Consider the following 19,438-nt stretch of genomic DNA (forward strand, 5'->3'; position numbering starts at 1 on the left):
GTGTTGCACTTATCGTTACGGTTTCTGTGTTGGTTAATGTTCCTGAACAGCTTGTTGTTGGGTTGGTTACATTGGTTAAATTAATGGTTTGGTCTGTGGTTACTCCTGCTACTGTTATGGTTGCCATTCCGGAAGCATCCAAGGTGACTGGACTTGCTGGTGTTCCTGAAATTCCCGTATAATCTACGATGTCTCCTGCTGTTCCTGTAATGGTAAATACTGCGTTTCCGCCTGAACAGGTAGATGTATTACTTGTTAATGTTACGCTAGACGCTGTACTTATAGTAACATCAATAGAATCACTATCTGTAAACATTGTACCATCACAATTGGTATACTCCACTTGAACTGTATACGTTTCATCTGTTGCTGGACAAACATTAATAGTTGGTGTATTACCTATTGGACTATTAGTTCCATCCAACCAAGTTACGGTATAATTTGGTGTTCCATTAGGCGTAAAACGCCAAGCTTCATTAGTGCCAACCCAATTACTGGTGTTTCTTGTTGGAGGAAAAAATGCCTCTGTCCCTGCATTATTTTGTATACCAACAACAGCATTACCATTTAGCCAAAAACAGGTTGGTTTTTCTTCAATATATACCTCAATAGTATTTGTTCCTTCGTATAAAACGATCATTTGAGTTGACAATTCTGTAGTACACCCAAATTGAGGGACATTATAATAGGATGCAACAAACCTTCTGCATGGAGCAGCTCCTTGTATTTCCCAAGCAATTTCATGAATACCTCCACTTGCAGAAGGATCCATATCATGACCAGCTCCAAAAATATTAGCTTCGCCTAAAGCTGAATTAGAATTATTTGGTAATGTATCTGCAAAAATGTATTCATTTCCTGAATTTGCTAACGTTGTTTCAAAACTCAAGACACCATTAACTCCGACTAATATATTATTATATTGATTACCATAAAAACAAAACTCAAAACCTAATGGTATAATATCTGACCAAACATCATCAGAAAACAAGAACAATTGATTTGTTAACCCAGAAAAAGAAGATGGAGGAGAAAACGGTATGGATGAAACCGCATAAGAATCTGTTTCACCTGTTTCAAGAAATGTTGCTGTTAAATCAGTGCAACCAGTATTACAATCTACATTTATTTGCGCAGGTCCAGCATCAACATTAGAACAACCAGGTCCTTGAGCTATCATAAACTGAACAAAGAGCATACAAACAAGAAGTAAAAATTTCTTCATAAAAAAGAACTATATATTTTTAAGCGATAAGAAAAAACCTTATTTATCATACAAATTACTCAATATTAAATATTTAATGTCAAAAAACACCAAAAATTAAACAAAAAAACGAAATCATTCTTAAATTAATTATACTTTAATTCAAACCATAACAAATGGGAATTACTTATCTTTGCTAATTATAATTATTATTATTTTTAATGAAACTAGAAAGCAATTTAGACGAAATTAATGCATTAGGTGACGACCATGTTGGCACATCTACAAACACACCAATGCGTGAAGATGCATTTGCACTTTCAAATGAGGAAAAAATAGATATTATTAAAGCCGATGTTAAACATATTATGGAAACATTAGGCCTTGACTTAAAAGATGATAGTCTTAGAGGCACTCCTAACAGAGTCGCTAAAATGTTTGTTAAAGAAATTTTTAGTGGTTTAGACCCTAAAAACAAGCCTAGTGCTTCTACTTTTGATAACAAATACAAATACGGAGAAATGCTTGTAGAAAAAAACATCACTGTTTACTCTACTTGTGAGCATCATTTATTACCTATTGTTGGTAGAGCACATGTTGCGTATATCTCTAACGGAACGGTTGTTGGTTTATCTAAAATGAATAGAATTGTAGATTATTTTTCAAACAGACCACAAGTTCAAGAACGACTAACGATACAGATTGTAAAAGAGTTACAAGAAGTATTAAATACGGAAGACGTTGCTTGTGTAATTGATGCCAAGCATTTATGTGTAAATTCTAGAGGTATTAGAGATGTAGATTCTAGTACTGTAACTAGTGAATTTGGAGGTAAATTCAAAGAAAAAGAAACACGTAGAGAATTTTTAGATTATATTAAATTAGAGACTACTTTTTAGTAGTTAAAGTAAACAAGCCTACTTTATGCAAACCTTACAAAAGCAAAACATAGAAATATACAATTCACTTACTGGTAAAAAGGAACATTTTGAACCCATTACAGATGGTTATGTTGGTATGTATGTTTGTGGACCAACGGTTTACAGCAATGTACACTTAGGAAACGTTAGAACCTTTATGTCTTTTGACATGATTTTTCGTTACCTGTTGCATTTGGGATATAAAGTACGCTATGTAAGAAATATTACAGACGCTGGGCATTTAGAAAATGATGCAGATGTTGGTGAAGATAAAATTACTAAAAAAGCAAGATTAGAAGCCATTGAACCAATGGAAATTGTACAGCGTTATACTGTAGATTTTCATAATGTACTTAACACCTTTAACCTTCTTCCTCCTAGTATTGAGCCTACTGCAACCGGTCATATTATTGAGCAAATTGAACTTATTCAAACCATTATAGACAATGGTTTTGGTTATGAAGTTAATGGTTCTGTTTATTTTGATGTACACAAGTACAATCAAACAAACGATTATGGTATTTTAAGCAAACGTAAGCTAGAAGATTTAATTCACAACACTCGTGAATTAGACGGACAGAGCGACAAGAGAAATCCGCAAGATTTTGCGCTTTGGAAAAAAGCCGAACCAACTCACATTATGCGTTGGCCTTCACCTTGGAGTGATGGTTTTCCTGGCTGGCATTTAGAATGTACCGCAATGAGCACGAAATATCTTGGAGAATATTTTGATATTCATGGAGGCGGAATGGACTTAAAGTTTCCGCATCACGAATGTGAAATTGCACAAAACAAAGCTGCAAAAGGAAAAGACCCCGTAAAATACTGGATGCATGCCAACATGCTAGAACTTAATGGTGCTAGAATGAGTAAATCTACAGGAAACTATATCAATCCTGCCGAACTTCTTTCTGGTAAAAACGACATTATGTCTAAAGCATACAGCCCAAGTGTGGTTCGATTTTTCATGATGCAAGCTTCTTACAGAAGTGTTTTAGATTTAACAGATGCTGGTTTACAAGCTAGTGAGAAAGGATTTAATAGGTTAATGGAAGCCGTAAATTCTTTAAAAACCTTACCTACAACTAAGGAAACATCTAAAAACACCAAAGATACTTTAGCTGTTTTAGAGACCAAGTTTTACGAAGCAATGAATGACGACTTCAATACTCCAATATTAATTTCTTGGTTATTTGAAGGAGTAACAATCATTAACAAAATAAAGTCTGGAAACGAAACCATTTCTAAAGAAGACTTAGAAGCATTCACCAAGTTAATACATGCTTTTGTTTTTGATATTTTAGGTTTACAAAACAATACAGAAACAAACACAGGAACAGATAAACTTTCTAGTGCTGTAGCTCTTTTAATTAAATTACGTCAAGAAGCTAGAGCAAATAAAGACTTTGCTTTGTCTGATAAAATTAGAGACGAATTAGCTGCAGCTGGAATTAACCTTAAAGATGGTAAAGAAGGTACTACTTTTTCTACCAACTAGTTACTTTGTCATTCCTGCAAAAGCAGGAATCTATTTTAAAAAATTTACGTTTAATTAAATAAGATTTTTGCTTTTGCAGGAATGACAACACATGTTAAAAAAACTACTAATAACTCCTTTTCTATTCCTTATTAAGGTATACCAAACGGTAATTTCACCATTAACACCTTCTACCTGTAGGTATCAACCAACATGCTCACATTACACCATAGAAGCGCTGCAAAAACATGGTTTATTAAAAGGCGGAAAATTAGCTTTAAAAAGAATTTTTAGCTGCCATCCCTTTGGAGGTTCTGGCTACGACCCTGTTCCTGATAAAGAAGAAAACCAAAAAGACTGACAGCATATTTACTTAATAATATTAGAAAATTTTTATTCCAAATTCTAACTAAATAAGCTTCTAAAAAAATAACACTTCATTAGCTTTTGTTTCTTTTTAATCCATTGGCAATTGCCTATATTTACCATCACAAAACAAACTCTATGCATTTTTTAACTTTCGATTGGAATCCGATAACAGGTATTGACATCATTGGTAATTTTAAATTACATTTCTATAGTGTTATGTGGATTATTGCCTTCCTTTTAGGACTGCAAATTATGAAGCGTATTTTTAAAAAAGAAAATATTAATCCAGATTATTTAGATCCTCTTTTTTTATACACCATAATCGCCACCATGCTTGGTGCGCGTTTAGGACATGTTATTTTTTACCAGTCGGAACTTATTTCACAAGACTTTTTTAGCATCTTTTTACCTTTTCGATTTGTACCAAAGTTTGAATTTACCGGTTTTCAAGGATTAGCAAGTCATGGTGCTGCAATTGGGATTATTATTGGTATGTATTTATACCGAAGAAAATACAAGTACAAATCTTTAATGTGGATTTTAGATCGCGTAGTCATTCCTGTGGCTAGTGGCGCTATTTTTATTCGCTTAGGAAATTTTATCAATTCAGAAATTATAGGAAAAATCACAGATTCTCCTTTTGGTGTGCGTTTTATTCAAGAAGAATACAACCAATATGAAGCGGTTAAATTAACAGGAATGAAAACACCTAAAGAAGCATATAATGCTATTGCTAACAATGCGCAGTTTCAAAATTTATTAGATGCAGTACCTTTTAGACATCCAGCACAACTGTATGAATCTTTTAGTTACATTTTTGTTTTTTTAATTCTATGGTTTTTTTATTCTAAAACCAATAAAGGCAACCAAACAGGCTTCTTATTTGGTTTGTTTTTAGTGATGCTTTGGACTGTTCGTTTCTTTGTAGAGTTTGTAAAAGAAGCACAAGTAGATGAACGTGCTACTTGGGCTTTAAACACAGGACAATGGCTAAGCATACCATTTATTTTAATTGGTTTATACTTTATGTTTGTTTACAAACCTAAAACAGCAGTAAAATAAATGACTATGAGATTAAGAATATTATTTTATACTATTTTATGTTCTTTTCTGTTTTTAAGCGCTTGTAAAGACAAAAAAAAAGACATAAAACCTATTGAAATTTCTTTTAAAAAAGAAGGAGACCTTACTATATATAAAGCAGCAACAGACTCTATTGTCACCACCTTAAACATTGAAATTGCAGATACAGATTACGATATACAGACAGGTTTAATGTATAGAAATACGATGCAAGAAAAGCAAGGCATGCTATTTGTTTTTCCTACCATGCGTGAGCGTTTTTTTTATATGAAAAACACTAGAATACCTTTAGATTTAATTTATTTAGACAATAATAAACACATTGTTAGTTTTCAAGAAAACGCGAAACCTTTTGATGAAACCTCTTTACCTTCTAGAGTTCCTGCTCAATACGTTTTAGAAATTAATGCTGGATTAGCGCAAAAATGGCTTTTAGAAGTTGGTGACAGAATAGAATATACCGAAATAAATAAAGAATAATATTAGTAGTATATTTTTTAAAAACTACTACAGAACCACACTATTAGCATCTCTTTTTTTTACAAAAAAACTACTTACAATTATATTAGCTCTAATTCATTTTAAAAAAGCAACACAACTTACAACTAATTGATTTAAAGATAATTAGTTTATTTTCATTACATTTAAGCTGCTAATCCATTTTAAATGTTATGAAAAACATACTCCTTGTTATATGTATTGCATTATGTAACCTCACTTATTCTCAAATAAAACTTTCTGATCCCTCTACTGGTGAAAAATTAGTTTTAGAAAGAGAAGAACCCAAAAAGTACAGCATTGAAATATTAAAAATAGACACTTTAAAAAAGTATACCGTTATTGCCAAAAACACGCAATATGCTTTAGGTAAAGAATATACCATTAGTGGTGAAGACAAATTCACCATTAAAGATTCGTTAGCATTAACAAAAGATACACCTATTGAAATTACGGTTAATGAAAAGGATGCAGATGGTGTTACAATAGTAAAAAGCCAATGGACTATTATTTTAAATAAAAAAGAAAAGTCTTATAAAGAGCAAGTAAAAGCTATTATGGATTCTATTGATAGTGAAGAAAAAAAATCGAGGATTGTTGGTTATTTTAGGTATTTAAAAAGCTATAATGATGAAATTATAGTAAGTATAAAGGAAGAAGAAAATATACTTAAAAAGGAAAAGGATACTACTAAAAAAGTAGCAAATGATAAATTTATACCTGAATCTGAAAGAAAATTTAAACCAGATTCTTTAGAAATAAAAATACGAAGAGGCTCTATAAAAGACATTCGTGTTTTTGGCACAATGGATAGCATAAAAGTAGTTTTTGGAAAAGAAAACAGAAGTATTGATATTTTTAAAATTAATGATGCATCACAAGGTTTAAAAGGAGGCTTTAACAATAAACGCTATCTAGAATTATTATACCCAAAAAAAGAGCCAACACACTACCTAAAACTATCTGAGTTGTTAGCTTATGATTATATGATGGGAAAAAAGTTTTTTCCGAAGGACACTATAATTAAGAAAAAATTTAAAAAGGATTCTGTAGGAAAAAAAATTCCTGTATACAAAGACGTGCATCTTAACTCCTATTTAGAAGGACGCTTATTTACAGATGTCATTGGCCTTAATGGAGAAGAAGCAAATGGTGTAGCGCAAGCCGAAATAAAAGCTCATTTTAACCTCAACACACAATCTAATTTTGCTTTTGTTGAACCGTCACTTAAATATTCTAAATTTACTAAAGACAATGACTTTGTTATATTAGATAGTGTACAATCTAGAGCATTAACAAATTTTCATAGGCAATCTTTTTTAAGTGTTGGCTTAAAATTAAATATAATAAAAAGGGAGTTTGGTGATCGCTATGATTTAGAGTTTCTGAATGTTGGTTCTGAATATAGTTGGACTCGATTAAAAGAAATTACAAGTACCACAGATATAACCAATACAGTGCATTTATTCAATTCATTTATAGAAATAAAAGGGAAAATGAATGAATTTGATAATTTTGGAATAAGCTTAGGAAACAAGTTTTTATATGAATTACCGGTTCAAGATCAAGAGTTAGATTTAGACCCTTTTAGTTGGTATATTATTCCTGAAGTAGAAATTTTTTATTATCCTGTTGAAAACAAAAATAATACTATTTATTTAAGATTTTCATACACAAGCAATACTAGAAACCATGATTTTGATTATCCTTCGTTACAGTTTGGATATAAATTTAGAATTAAACTTAACCAGCAATAAATTATTTAAGTGCTAATACTAAAGCAACCAAATAGGCCTCGCGTTAAGGATTGATGCGGCATCCTTTTGTTTTGGATAGCAAGGAGGTTATACAATATACGTATGCCATTAAAAGCATAAGACTTTCATTACTATACGCAAACAACAAAAGATATAGCGGAAAGCCTGACGCTACGGAGTTAAAACGCAGTAGGGTAACGCCCAAATTATGAAACTATAGTAAATAAAAAAACCTTTCCGTTTAACACAGAAAGGTTTTTTTTTATAGAAATATATTAGTTGTTTAAGCTTCTAATTCTTCTTCTTTTTCTTTCACTTTTAAAGCATCCATAGCATTTCCTCTTTTTACAGAATCATACATTACTGGAGTTGCAATAAATAGTGATGAATAGGTACCAACTACAACACCTACTATTAATGCAAACATAAAGCCTCTAATAGAATCTCCACCAAAAATAAAGATTGCTAATAATACTACTAATGTAGTTAAAGAGGTATTTAAAGTTCTGCTTAATGTACTGCTTAATGATGCGTTAATTGTTTTATCAAAATCCCAAGAAGTATGCTCATTAAAGAATTCTCTAATTCTATCAAACACAACAACCGTATCATTTAATGAGTAACCAATAACGGTTAATATGGCAGCAATAAATGCTTGGTCAATTTCCATTGTAAATGGCATGAATTTGTAAGTAAGTGAAAATACACCTAATACAATTAATACATCATGAAATACTGCTACTACAGCACCAAGTGAGAATTGCCATCTTTTAAAACGGAATAAGATATATAAGAATACTACTATTAAAGATCCTAAGATTGCCCAGAAGGATGCTTTTTTAATATCATCTGCAATTGAAGGACTTACTTTATAAGACTCCATTACACCAATTTGTTTATTGTCATCGTTAAGATTGATAAACTCATCATAACTAATATTAGATAAATGTGGTTGTAATGCATTAAATAATTTTAATCTTATTTCTTCATCTACTTCTGAAGAAGCTTCATTAATTTTAAATTTAGTAGTAATTTTTACATCATTACTATCTCCTATTAATTTAGCATCTGCACTACCAAATACATCTTCGGCAGAAAGAACTCCTGCAATTTCTGATGCAGATACTGGTTCTTCAAAACGAACTTGGTATGTTCTACCACCAACAAAATCTACACCTTGATCTAATCCATTTGTAAATAAAGAACCTAAACTTAAAACTATAAATACTCCAGAAATGATGTAAGCAATCTTACGTTTTTTCAAGAAGTCAATATTTATGTTTCTAAATAGGTTTTTAGTTAATCCTGTTGCAAATTCTAATTTTCCGCCTTTATTAGCATACCAGTCTACCAATAATCTAGTAATAAAGATTGCTGTAAATAATGAAGTTGCAATACCAATAATTAAGGTTGTTGCAAAACCTTTAATTGGTCCTGTACCAAATACAAATAAAATTAAAGCCGTTAAACCTGTAGTTACGTTGGCATCTAAAATAGATGAAAGTGCATTAGAAAAACCATCTTTAATAGAAGTTGCTTGGTCTTTACCTTTTGCAAGCTCTTCTCTAATACGCTCAAAGATAAGTACGTTTGCATCAACAGACATACCAATAGTTAATACAATACCTGCAATACCAGGAAGTGTTAATACAGCTCCTAAACCTGAAAGTACACCAAATATTAAAAGAATATTTAAAGCCATTGCTATATCTGCAAATAAACCTGCTTTACCATAGTAAACAACCATCCAGATAAGTACTAAAGAAAGCGCTATAAGAAATGACATTTTACCACTATCAATAGCTTCTTGCCCTAAAGAAGGCCCAACCACATCACTTTGAATAATTTCTGCTCTTGCTGGTAATTTACCTGCTCTTAAAACGTTTGCTAAATCTGTTGCTTCATTAAGTGTGAAGTTTCCAGAGATTTGTGAATTACCACCTGCAATTGCTCCTGTTGTTACTCCTGGTGCAGAGTATACTACATTATCTAAAACAATAGCAATTTGACTTCTTTGTGTAAAAGCTCTTCCAGTCATTTCTTCCCAGATTTTAGCTCCTTTACTATTCATTTGCATGCTTACAAGAGGTTTTCCTAACGGATCATAATCTTGTCTTGCATCTACAACAACACCACCACCTAATTCTGGTACGTTTTCTCTATTACCAATTAAAGCGTATAAATCTACTAACTCGCTATCTCCTTTTTGCTTACCAAATGCAAATTTTACATAACGTTGTTCTGCAGGAAGTAAGTTTCTTACTTGTGGTAAGTTTAAATAGTCACTAATAGTTTCTTTGTCATTAATATTAACTAAAGCAATTGCTGCTGGATCTGGAGAAGCAATTAATTTATCTAAAAGCGGGTTTGCTGCTACAGCAGTAGAATCTGGATCATCACCTAAAAGGTCTGCTATTTTATCTTCTTCAGATGTTGCTTCTTTTACTTCTTCTGTATTTACTTGGCTAGACTTTTCAATACTTTTTATTGTTTCATTTGCTTGTGTTAAAAAGCTTCCAAAAAGGTTTTTGTTATATACATCCCAAAACTCTAATTGTGCTGTACTTTGTAATAATTTTGTAGCACGCTCTGCATCTTTAACTCCTGGTAACTCTACTAGAATACGACCAGAATTTCCTAAACGTTGAATGTTAGGTGAAGTTACACCAAACTCATCAATACGTTTACGTAGTACTTCAAAAGCAGAAACAATAGACTCATCAATTTTTCTTGAAATAACTGGTTTAACCTCAGCATCTGTCATGTTTCCGTCAATTTCTCCATCTAAAGCTCTTGTGTAGAAAATATCTGGTGAAGCTAATTTAGTATCTCCTTTTATAGCTTCAAAAGAGTTATAAAAATCTTCTAAATACGTATTCTGACTATTTTTTTGAAGTTCTGTAGCATCATCTAATGCTTTATTAAAAGTAGGATCTGTTGTATTATTAGCCAATCCTTTTAATATGTCTTTTACAGAAACTTGTAATATAACGTTAACTCCACCTTTAAGGTCAAGTCCTAAGTTCATAGCATTTTCTTTTACCTCGTTATAGGTATATTTTGCTATTCCAATATTATAAACTTCTTGGTTAGATATAGAATCTAAGTACTTGTTTTCTTTTACAGTATCTCCATTTGCAAAAGCTTCTGCATCGCTTTCAATACTACTGTTTTTTAACGTGAATGATAATTGGTAAATACTCACCAAACCAAACAGTAGTGCAAATAATTTTACTAATCCTTTGTTTTGCATTTTTATATTTTTTTATGGTCAATTTATTACACCTGTTTCGAGTGCTCGAAACAGGAGCGCAAATATATCATTTACGCATTGTTTTTTGACATTTTTTTATATTTAAATAAGATTTTGGGTTCTTTTACTATGCATTATGTATTTGCTACTAAAAGAACTACAGTTTTATGAAGTTTTATTCTTGTATGGTCCTGCTCTAACTTCGGGTATTTTGTATGAAGTATTATCTATTGCTATTGCAATATTTGCATGTACTTTATAGGCTACTTGCGCATACGCTGTTACCTCTGCATCTTGAATTAAACAAGCGAAAAAATATACATTAGGGTTAAAGTAACGATCACTTTCTATCTTAGGTTCTAAAGCTACTTTACCATCAAACCCAGAATTAGTATGCTTAGCATCTTGAATTTTATAAACATCTAGATTATATGCGTCTTTAGACACAGGTATTTTAGGATATTCCTTATTGTTTTTAGAAGTATAGTCTATAGCTAAACCTCCTGCTTTAGAGAGCTTATTTTTAACACTAACAACATCTGCATCACTATAATAAGTGATTTTTAGTTGTCCGTTTTCAATTTTAGAAACATGAATATTATCTACACCAAAGTCTACTAATTGTTTTTTTACAATTGCAACGGTGTTTTCAATTTCAATAGAAGAAATGGCTGTGTTAGAAAACTGTAGTACAATTTTCTGATTTGGCATAGCAGTTTGCTCTTTACTAATATAACCTAGTAAAGCAAAAGCAATAATTAAAGTACAGATGTACCACTTTTTCATGCGCAAATATACACTATTCTTAACTGTCTTATTTAACTTGTATAATACCTGCAGTTAAAGGTATTATGTTTTTATTTATGATTTGCCAAATATAAAAAATAAAGACTGTATTTCTACAGTCTTTATATAAATATTAATGACCACCTATTTGGTTAATAAAAACCTTAAGGTTCGCTTTTTATTGTTTACAGTTCTAACAATCCGTTAGTTGCTTTTACACCTTCTGCAGATTCTGCTAATTTTTCTTTTTCAGCATCTGTTAAGCTAATCTCTACAATTTTTTCAATTCCGTTAGCTCCTAAAACACAAGGAACACCAATAGATAAATCGCTTAAACCAAATTCACCATCTAATAATGCAGAACAAGGGAAAATCTTTTTAGTATCACAAGCAATAGCTTGAACCATTCCTGATACTGCTGCTCCTGGAGCATACCATGCAGATGTACCTAATAAGCCTGTAAGTGTAGCACCACCAACTTTAGTATCTTGTACTACTTGATCCATACGCTCTTCTGATAAAAACTCAGAAACTTTTACACTATTTCTTGCTGCTTTACCAATTAATGGCACCATACCTTTATCGCTATGTCCACCAATTACCATTCCGTCTACATCGCTAATAGGTGCTCCTAAAGCTTCTGCTAATCTGTATTTAAAACGAGCAGAATCTAAAGCTCCACCCATTCCAATAATTCTATTTTTTGGTAACCCAGTAGTTTTGTGTACTAAGTATGTCATGGTATCCATTGGGTTAGATACAACAATAATGATGGTATTTGGCGAGTGCTCAATTAAACTAGAAGACACCATTTTTACAATTCCTGCGTTAATACCAATTAACTCTTCACGAGTCATACCTGGTTTTCTAGGAATACCAGAAGTAATTACACAAACATCAGATCCTGCGGTTTTAGAATAATCGTTTGTACTTCCTGTAATTTTTGTATCAAAATTGTTTAATGATGCGGTTTGCATTAAATCCATAGCTTTACCTTCTGCAAAACCTTCTTTAATGTCTAAGATTACAACTTCGCTAGCAAAATCTTTAATCGCAATATATTCTGCACAACTTGCACCTACTGCTCCTGCTCCTACTACTGTTACTTTCATTTTTTATATTTTAAATTTGTGTTGAATTTTAATAACTGTAAAATTAATAATAATTAATGTTTTAAAACAGAAAAAGCGCAAGTGTTTTACTTGCGCTTTTAATATGGTTAGTCTATTTTTTTATTAATAGCCTATATTTATATCTTTTGGTCCAACCCATTCTGTTCTAGTACCATCTGTACATACAGCTCTAATATAAAAATCAAAGTCTGTATTTTGAGACAAGTTATACAATGGCCATCCACCAGTATCTGAAGTATAAATAGTTCCAGAGTCTGGAGTGCTATTATTTAATACTACAACATGTTCAAAGTTTGATTCACCATTATAATCCCAACGAAAAACGGCACCAATAGCTTGCCCAGAAGCATTGCGCTCTACTTCTGTGGTTACGTTTGATGGAGGGTTACATAGGTTTTGGTCATATTCTGCATAGTATGTTACTGGGCCTTCCCAGTTACTAAACCCTAAATTATTTGTGCAAAATGATCTCACATAAAAATCATAGGTATTTCCTGAAGCTAATGCAGCATCAGATGTACTTTCATCATTTGTTGTTATTACTTCTCCATTTCCTATTTGAAATCCTTGGCTTCCATATTGTACTTGAAAGTAAGAAGCATTTGTTTGGTTGTTATAAGTTTCCCAAAAAGCGGTTCCGTTTTGCACATCAAAATCGTATGGCTTTTCACAAAATTCGTCTACATTTAAAACAATAGGCCCTTGCCAATCTGTTAAATCGCCATTTGTACATTGTGCTCTTATATAAAAACTTAATGTTTGATTGTTTTCTGCAAAAAAGGATAAATTTTCATCATCAATACTTGCATTTGAAGCATTTGTAGTTGTAAAACTGTAATTGAAAAACAAATTATTTCCTTGATTAGCTACACTAGCTGTTTGATCGTATCCTATCTCATAATAATTAAAAGCATTCTGGGATTGGTAATTAAAATTTAAAGTATTTCCATTTTGCGTAACACTTATTAAGTTTACAGTACCACAAGCACTAGAGTCATCGTTTTCAGATTCACTGGAACAGCCTTGTAATAAAAGAAAAATACAACTTAATAATAACAATCCTTTTTTCATTTCTATATCTTATTTTAAAATTAGTTTGCTAAACTAACAATATTTTAATCTTAATACTGCGTATTTTTAAAAAAAATAAACAAAACAAAAACAATACTACAAATGCTTTGTTTTAACACAAACCAAACTAGCTTTTATAAGCTTGCCAGGAATAGCAATCTTAAATATTATCTGCATATTGAGGCTGATTATGTATCATAATCTTTTTTGCTTCTTGAAATATTTTTTAGGGTACAACATCGTCATTAGTAAGCAAAAAGCCTGTAAAATAAGGATACTTTACAGGCTTTTATAAATTACTTAAGTAAAAACTAACTATGCATCAATATTAGCATAGATTGCGTTTTTCTCTATAAAGTCTCTACGTGGTGGTACTTCGTCTCCCATTAACATAGAGAACACACGATCTGCTTCAATTCCGTTTTCTATATGAATTTGACGTAATGTTCTAAATTCAGGATTCATTGTTGTATCCCAAAGTTGTTCTGCATTCATCTCTCCAAGACCTTTATAACGTTGTATTTTTGAAGATTCTCCAAACTCTTGCATGATAGCTTTACGTTCATCATCATTCCATGCATACTGTTTTTTCGCTCCCTTTTTTATTAAATATAAAGGAGGTGTTGCAATATAAATATGTCCGTTTTCAATTAATTCTTTCATGTAACGGAAAAAGAAAGTTAAAATTAGTGTTTCAATGTGAGAACCATCAATATCGGCATCACACATGATTACTATTTTATGGTATCTTAATTTTGAAAGGTTTAATGCTTTACTATCTTCTTCTGTACCAATAGTAACACCTAAAGCTGTAAAAATATTCTTAATCTCTTCATTTTCAAACACCTTATGCGTCATCGCTTTTTCTACATTCAAGATCTTACCACGTAATGGTAAAATAGCTTGAAAAGCTCTATCACGACCTTGTTTTGCAGTACCACCTGCCGAATCTCCCTCGACCAGGTATACTTCGCATTTTGCTGGGTCTTGTTCAGAACAGTCTGATAATTTTCCTGGCAAACCACCAATACTCATTACTGTTTTACGTTGCACCATTTCACGCGCTTTTTGTGCTGCGTGACGTGCTTGTGCTGCAAGTATAACTTTTTGCACAATGATTTTAGCATCATCTGGATGCTCTTCTAAATAATCAGATAACATTTCTGATACAGCTTGACTTACAGATGCAGAAACTTCTCGGTTACCTAATTTTGTTTTAGTTTGTCCTTCAAACTGTGGCTCTTGTACTTTTACAGATACAATTGCTGTTAGCCCTTCACGAAAATCATCTCCTGCAATATCAAACTTTAATTTGTCTAACATTCCAGATTCATCTGCATACTTTTTAAGGGTATGTGTTAAACCACGACGAAAACCAGAAAGGTGCGTACCACCTTCATGTGTATTAATATTATTTACGTAAGAGTGTAAGTTTTCTGCATATGATGTGTTATATACCATTGCAACCTCTACAGGCACTCCATTTTTTTCACCTTCAAAAGAAATTACATCTTTCATTAAAGGTTCTCTTGTAGCATCTAAAAACTGGATAAATTCTTTAAGACCTTCTTCAGAATGGAACGTTTCTCCTTCAAAAGAACCGTCTTCTTTAGTGCTTCTTTTATCTACTAAATGAATGGTAATACCTTTATTTAAATAGGCCAATTCACGCATTCTACTTGCTAAGGTATCGTAATTATACTCTAGTGTTTGTTTAAATATTGTAGCATCTGGTTTAAAAGTAACAATAGTACCTCTTTTATCTGTATCACCAATTGCTTTTACAGGATATAAAGATTTCCCTCTTTCATACTCTTGTTCCCAAATTTTACCATTTCTATAAACGGTTGCTGTTAAATGTTCTGAAAGTGCATTAACACAACTTACACCAACTCCGTGAAGTCCACCAGAAACTTTATATGAATCTTTATCAAACTTACCACCTGCTCCAATTTTGGTCATTACAACCTCTAATGCAGAAATACCTTCTTTTTTATGAATATCTACAGGAATACCACGACCATCATCTTCTGTGGTAATCGAGTTGTCTTCGTTAATGGTTACTGTAATATTATCACAATGACCAGCTAACGCCTCATCAATCGAGTTATCTACAACTTCATAAACTAAATGGTGTAAACCACGCACACCAACATCACCAATATACATAGAAGGACGCATACGTACGTGCTCCATACCTTCTAGCGCCTGAATACTATCGGCCGAGTAATTATGTTTATTAAACTCTTCTTTTTTTTCGCTCATTATTTGAATAAATTTTAGTTCGAATCTTTGTTTTAAAAAATTCCGTTTTTAAACGGAAACCAATAAGCTAGCTTTATTTTTTTGAAACTATGTTTTAAAATCAAGCGCTTTTTTACATAAAAAAAGACGCTTTACAGCATCCTTTTGAATACAACCAAAGATACGAAATTAAAAACGTTTTTCAAGCTAATTTAAGCACAGAGCGCAAAAATTATTAACATTTGTTAATTATTAAAAAACGCCTTAAACAAGCTAAAAACCACCTTAAAACCGATTTCTGCATTTTTATTTAAGCAGAGAAAAATATAAAAACACAAAACCTCGCAGAAGCGAGGTTTTGAAACACTTAATTTATATAGAATTCAATAAAACATGCGCGAAATTTAAGATGTTGCATAAGATTTATCATGCACGTTTGCTATAGCACGCCCTGAAGGCTCATTCATGTTTTTAAAGGCTTCATCCCACTCTAAAGCAGTTGCTGTACTACAAGCCACACTTGCTTCTTGAGGCACGCTTAAAGCTGCTGCATCACTAGGGAAATGCGATTCAAAAATAGAACGATAATAAAATTCTTCTTTGTTTTGTGGTGTTTGAATTGGGAAACGGAATTTTGCGTTTTCCATTTGCTCATCAGTTACTTCTTTTTCAACAATTTCTTTCAATGTATCAATCCAACTATAACCAACACCATCACTAAATTGTTCTTTTTGTCTCCATGCTACGCTTTCTGGCAACATATCTTCAAATGCTTTACGAATCACCCATTTTTCCATACGCTCCCCATTAATCATTTTATCTTGAGGGTTAATGCGCATAGCAACATCCATAAATTCTTTATCTAAAAACGGTACACGACCTTCAATTCCCCAAGCCGCTAAACTTTTATTTGCTCTTAAGCAATCGTACATATGTAATTTATCTAATTTACGTACCGTTTCTTCATGAAATTCTTGTGCATTTGGTGCCTTGTGAAAATATAAATAACCTCCAAAAATTTCATCTGCTCCTTCTCCTGATAGCACCATTTTAATTCCCATTGATTTAATAACTCTTGCCATTAAATACATTGGTGTACTAGAACGAATGGTTGTTATATCATAGGTTTCAATGTTATAAATAACATCTTTAATAGCATCTAAACCTTCTTGAATTGTAAATTTAATTTCGTGATGTACTGTACCAATATGATCTGCTACTTTTTGTGCTGCAGCTAAATCTGGTGAACCTTCTAATCCTACAGAAAAACTATGTAACTGTGGGTACCAAGCATCAGAAGTATCATCACTTTCAATACGTTTTTGCGCATATTTTTTAGCAATAGCAGAAGTTACCGAAGAATCTAATCCTCCAGAAAGTAAAACTCCATAAGGCACATCACTCATTAATTGTCTATGCACTGCTGCTTCTAATGCTTCCTTAACTTCTGTAATACTTGTTTCGTTTTCTTTTACTGCGTCATATGCACTCCAGTCTCTGTTGTACCATTTTACAAACTCACCATCTTTACTAGACATATAATGTCCTGGAGGAAATAATTCAATTTTAGTACAGATTCCTTCTAACGCTTTTAACTCAGAGGCTACATAAAAGGTTCCGTTTTGATCCCAACCTATATATAAAGGAATAATTCCCATATGGTCACGAGCAATAAAGTATTCGTCTTTTTCGGTATCATAAATTGCAAAACCAAAAATTCCGTTCATGTCATCTACAAAATCAACACCTTTTTCCTGGTATAAAGCTAAAATAACCTCGCAATCACTTTGTGTTTGAAAATCATACTTTCCTTCAAATTGTTTACGCAGTGCTCTATGGTTATATATCTCTCCATTTGCTGCTAGTACTAGTTTTTTATCTGGACTAAATAAGGGCTGTTTTCCTGAAGCTGGATCTACAATTGCTAAACGCTCATGCGCCAAAATTGCTTTATCATCACTATAAATTCCTGACCAATCTGGTCCACGATGACGAATGGTTTTAGACATTTCTAAAACCTGAGGTCTTAAATCTTCACTCTTTTGTTTAAGATCGAAAGCACAAACGATTCCACACATAATATTATATATTTTTATTCTTTATTGTTTTATTGATGAAGCAAATATGCAAATGTTGTTTCATATTAAAAACACAAAACATATAAATGCTTACAATTATAAACATTTTAATAAAATTAACAAACAAAATGTAATTACAACTGACATTTTTACTATTATTTTTTATAAAAATGTAAACTTGTACTTATGGTTACGACTTTTAACATGATTAAAAACCAATAAGGTATATCTTTAACAATTCAATAAACTAAAAAAACACATTATGAAAACACCAACATTACTTTCAACAATTAGCATGGCACTCTTCATGCTTTTCACTTTAAACATTAGTGCTCAAGAATTTAAAGGCTTAGACAAAAGCCCAATGGATGCTGCTGCTTTTCCTACAGACTACAAAGACGCTAACAAACTAATAAAAGTAGTATATAGCAGACCACAACTTAAAGATAGAAGCTTAGAAAAATTAGCTCCTAGTGGTAAGGTTTGGCGTACTGGAGCAAATGAAGCTACAGAATTAACACTTTACACAGATATGATGCTTGGAGAAACTAAAGTTGCTGCTGGAACTTACACTTTTTATGTAATTCCTGGAGAAAAAGAATGGACTGCAATAATTAGTAAAGACCTTAATGTTTGGGGAAGCTACTTTTACAACCAAGACAATGATGTTGTAAGAATTAGCGTTCCTGTAACCGAAGGAAAAGAATCTTTAGAGTCTTTTTCTATTGCATTTACCGAATCTGAAAACGGTGTAGATATGCACCTAGGATGGGATAAAGCTAGAATTGCTGTTCCGTTTACCAAATAAACACTTTAATCCATAAAAAAAGCGCCTTGAAATTCAAGACGCTTTTTTTTTATGGAATATTTAAATATTTATGTGTTTGTAAAGATACCTTCCATTGTGGATTAGCCATAACAAAATCTACAATTTCAGGAACCATTTTATCTTTCTTACTCCACTCTGGTTGTAAGTATAAAATACAATCTTTATTTACTTTAGCTGCTTGTTCTTCGGCAAACCTAAAATCGTCTTTATTATAAATAATACATTTTAGCTCATGTGCCTGTGCATACACCTCATCTGTAGGTAGCTTATTCTTTTTTGGCGAAAGACAAATCCAATCCCAAACACCAGACAACTTATAAGCACCAGAAGTTTCAATATGCACTTGCAGTCCTTTTTCTTTTAACGCATTGGTTAATGGGTCCATATCCCACATTAAAGGTTCTCCTCCTGTAACTACAATGGTTTTACTGTATTTAGCTGCATTTTCTGCAATTTTAATTGTTTCTGTTGCAGGATGCAATTCTGGCAACCAGCTTTCTTTTACATCACACCAATGGCAACCAACATCACAGCCACCAATTCTTACAAAATATGCTGCTGTACCTTTATGAAAACCTTCTCCTTGAATGGTATAAAACTCCTCCATTAATGGTAATAGCAAGCCTTTATCCAATAACTCTTGTCTCTCACTTCTTGTCATAGAGCGCAAAGATAGTGATTTAAGCATGTAAAGTTAAAAAGCATATCATTTAATTTTTTAAGATAAAAACACAAG

The 19,438-nt window shown here is 32.2% G+C and carries 14 protein-coding genes and 1 pseudogene; 7 read left to right on the forward strand and 8 right to left on the reverse strand.

All coding sequences use genetic code 11. From position 1 onward, the window contains the following. Nucleotides 1-1,225 (reverse strand): annotated as a pseudogene (locus tag KO494_RS15645) (hypothetical protein); the annotation flags it as partial. 200 nt (nt 1,226-1,425) lie between these two features. On the opposite strand from KO494_RS15645, the gene folE reads away from it, so the two are divergent. The 6 genes from folE to KO494_RS15675 all read left to right on the forward strand — a co-directional run bounded on the left by folE (nt 1,426) and on the right by KO494_RS15675 (nt 7,308). Beyond that, complete coding sequence (gene folE / locus KO494_RS15650; RefSeq protein ID WP_215968563.1) at nt 1,426-2,103, forward strand: GTP cyclohydrolase I FolE; 678 nt, start codon at nt 1,426-1,428, stop codon at nt 2,101-2,103. A 25-nt stretch (nt 2,104-2,128) separates the two neighbouring features. Next, nucleotides 2,129-3,622, forward strand: coding sequence for a cysteine--tRNA ligase (gene cysS / locus KO494_RS15655; RefSeq protein WP_215968564.1), 1,494 nt, complete (start codon nt 2,129-2,131; stop codon nt 3,620-3,622). Nucleotides 3,623-3,713: 91 nt separating this feature from the next. Further along, nucleotides 3,714-3,962, forward strand: coding sequence for a membrane protein insertion efficiency factor YidD (gene yidD / locus KO494_RS15660; protein WP_215968565.1), 249 nt, complete (start codon nt 3,714-3,716; stop codon nt 3,960-3,962). Nucleotides 3,963-4,105: 143 nt separating this feature from the next. Beyond that, complete coding sequence (gene lgt / locus KO494_RS15665) at nt 4,106-5,032, forward strand: prolipoprotein diacylglyceryl transferase (RefSeq protein ID WP_215968566.1); 927 nt, start codon at nt 4,106-4,108, stop codon at nt 5,030-5,032. Between the two features lie 6 nt (nt 5,033-5,038). Further along, nucleotides 5,039-5,533: a DUF192 domain-containing protein gene (locus KO494_RS15670; RefSeq protein WP_215968567.1), complete on the forward strand. Its 495-nt coding sequence runs from the start codon at nt 5,039-5,041 to the stop codon at nt 5,531-5,533. Between the two features lie 191 nt (nt 5,534-5,724). Further along, nucleotides 5,725-7,308: a hypothetical protein gene (locus tag KO494_RS15675; protein ID WP_215968568.1), complete on the forward strand. Its 1,584-nt coding sequence runs from the start codon at nt 5,725-5,727 to the stop codon at nt 7,306-7,308. Between the two features lie 283 nt (nt 7,309-7,591). Here the strand turns inward: KO494_RS15675 and secDF are convergent, their stop codons facing one another. From secDF to asnB, 6 genes are all read right to left on the reverse strand, one after another. Continuing rightward, complete coding sequence (secDF, locus tag KO494_RS15680) at nt 7,592-10,561, reverse strand: protein translocase subunit SecDF (protein WP_215968569.1); 2,970 nt, start codon at nt 10,559-10,561, stop codon at nt 7,592-7,594. A gap of 165 nt (nt 10,562-10,726) precedes the next feature. After that, nucleotides 10,727-11,347 (reverse strand): hypothetical protein, encoded by a 621-nt coding sequence (locus KO494_RS15685; RefSeq protein WP_215968570.1) that lies wholly within the window; start codon nt 11,345-11,347, stop codon nt 10,727-10,729. A gap of 185 nt (nt 11,348-11,532) precedes the next feature. After that, a complete protein-coding gene (locus tag KO494_RS15690; protein WP_215968571.1) occupies nt 11,533-12,459 on the reverse strand; it encodes a malate dehydrogenase in 927 nt (308 codons plus the stop codon). Nucleotides 12,460-12,582: 123 nt separating this feature from the next. Continuing rightward, nucleotides 12,583-13,551, reverse strand: a complete 969-nt coding sequence (locus KO494_RS15695) for a hypothetical protein (RefSeq protein ID WP_215968572.1) — start codon at nt 13,549-13,551, stop codon at nt 12,583-12,585. A gap of 315 nt (nt 13,552-13,866) precedes the next feature. Further along, nucleotides 13,867-15,816 carry a DNA topoisomerase (ATP-hydrolyzing) subunit B gene (gene gyrB, locus KO494_RS15700; protein WP_215968573.1) on the reverse strand — a complete coding sequence of 650 codons (1,950 nt, stop codon included), beginning with the start codon at nt 15,814-15,816 and terminating at the stop codon, nt 13,867-13,869. A gap of 383 nt (nt 15,817-16,199) precedes the next feature. Continuing rightward, nucleotides 16,200-17,873, reverse strand: coding sequence for an asparagine synthase B (gene asnB, locus KO494_RS15705; protein WP_215968574.1), 1,674 nt, complete (start codon nt 17,871-17,873; stop codon nt 16,200-16,202). 262 nt (nt 17,874-18,135) lie between these two features. Between asnB and KO494_RS15710 the strand changes: the two genes are divergently transcribed. Then, entirely contained in the window at nt 18,136-18,681 is a 546-nt protein-coding gene (locus tag KO494_RS15710; RefSeq protein WP_215968575.1) for a DUF2911 domain-containing protein, read from the forward strand. A 49-nt stretch (nt 18,682-18,730) separates the two neighbouring features. Here the strand turns inward: KO494_RS15710 and KO494_RS15715 are convergent, their stop codons facing one another. Then, entirely contained in the window at nt 18,731-19,363 is a 633-nt protein-coding gene (locus KO494_RS15715; RefSeq protein WP_215968607.1) for a 7-carboxy-7-deazaguanine synthase QueE, read from the reverse strand. Nucleotides 19,364-19,438: the final 75 nt, after the last annotated feature.

The organism is Lacinutrix sp. C3R15, assembly GCF_018860825.1.
Lineage (GTDB): Bacteria > Bacteroidota > Bacteroidia > Flavobacteriales > Flavobacteriaceae > Oceanihabitans.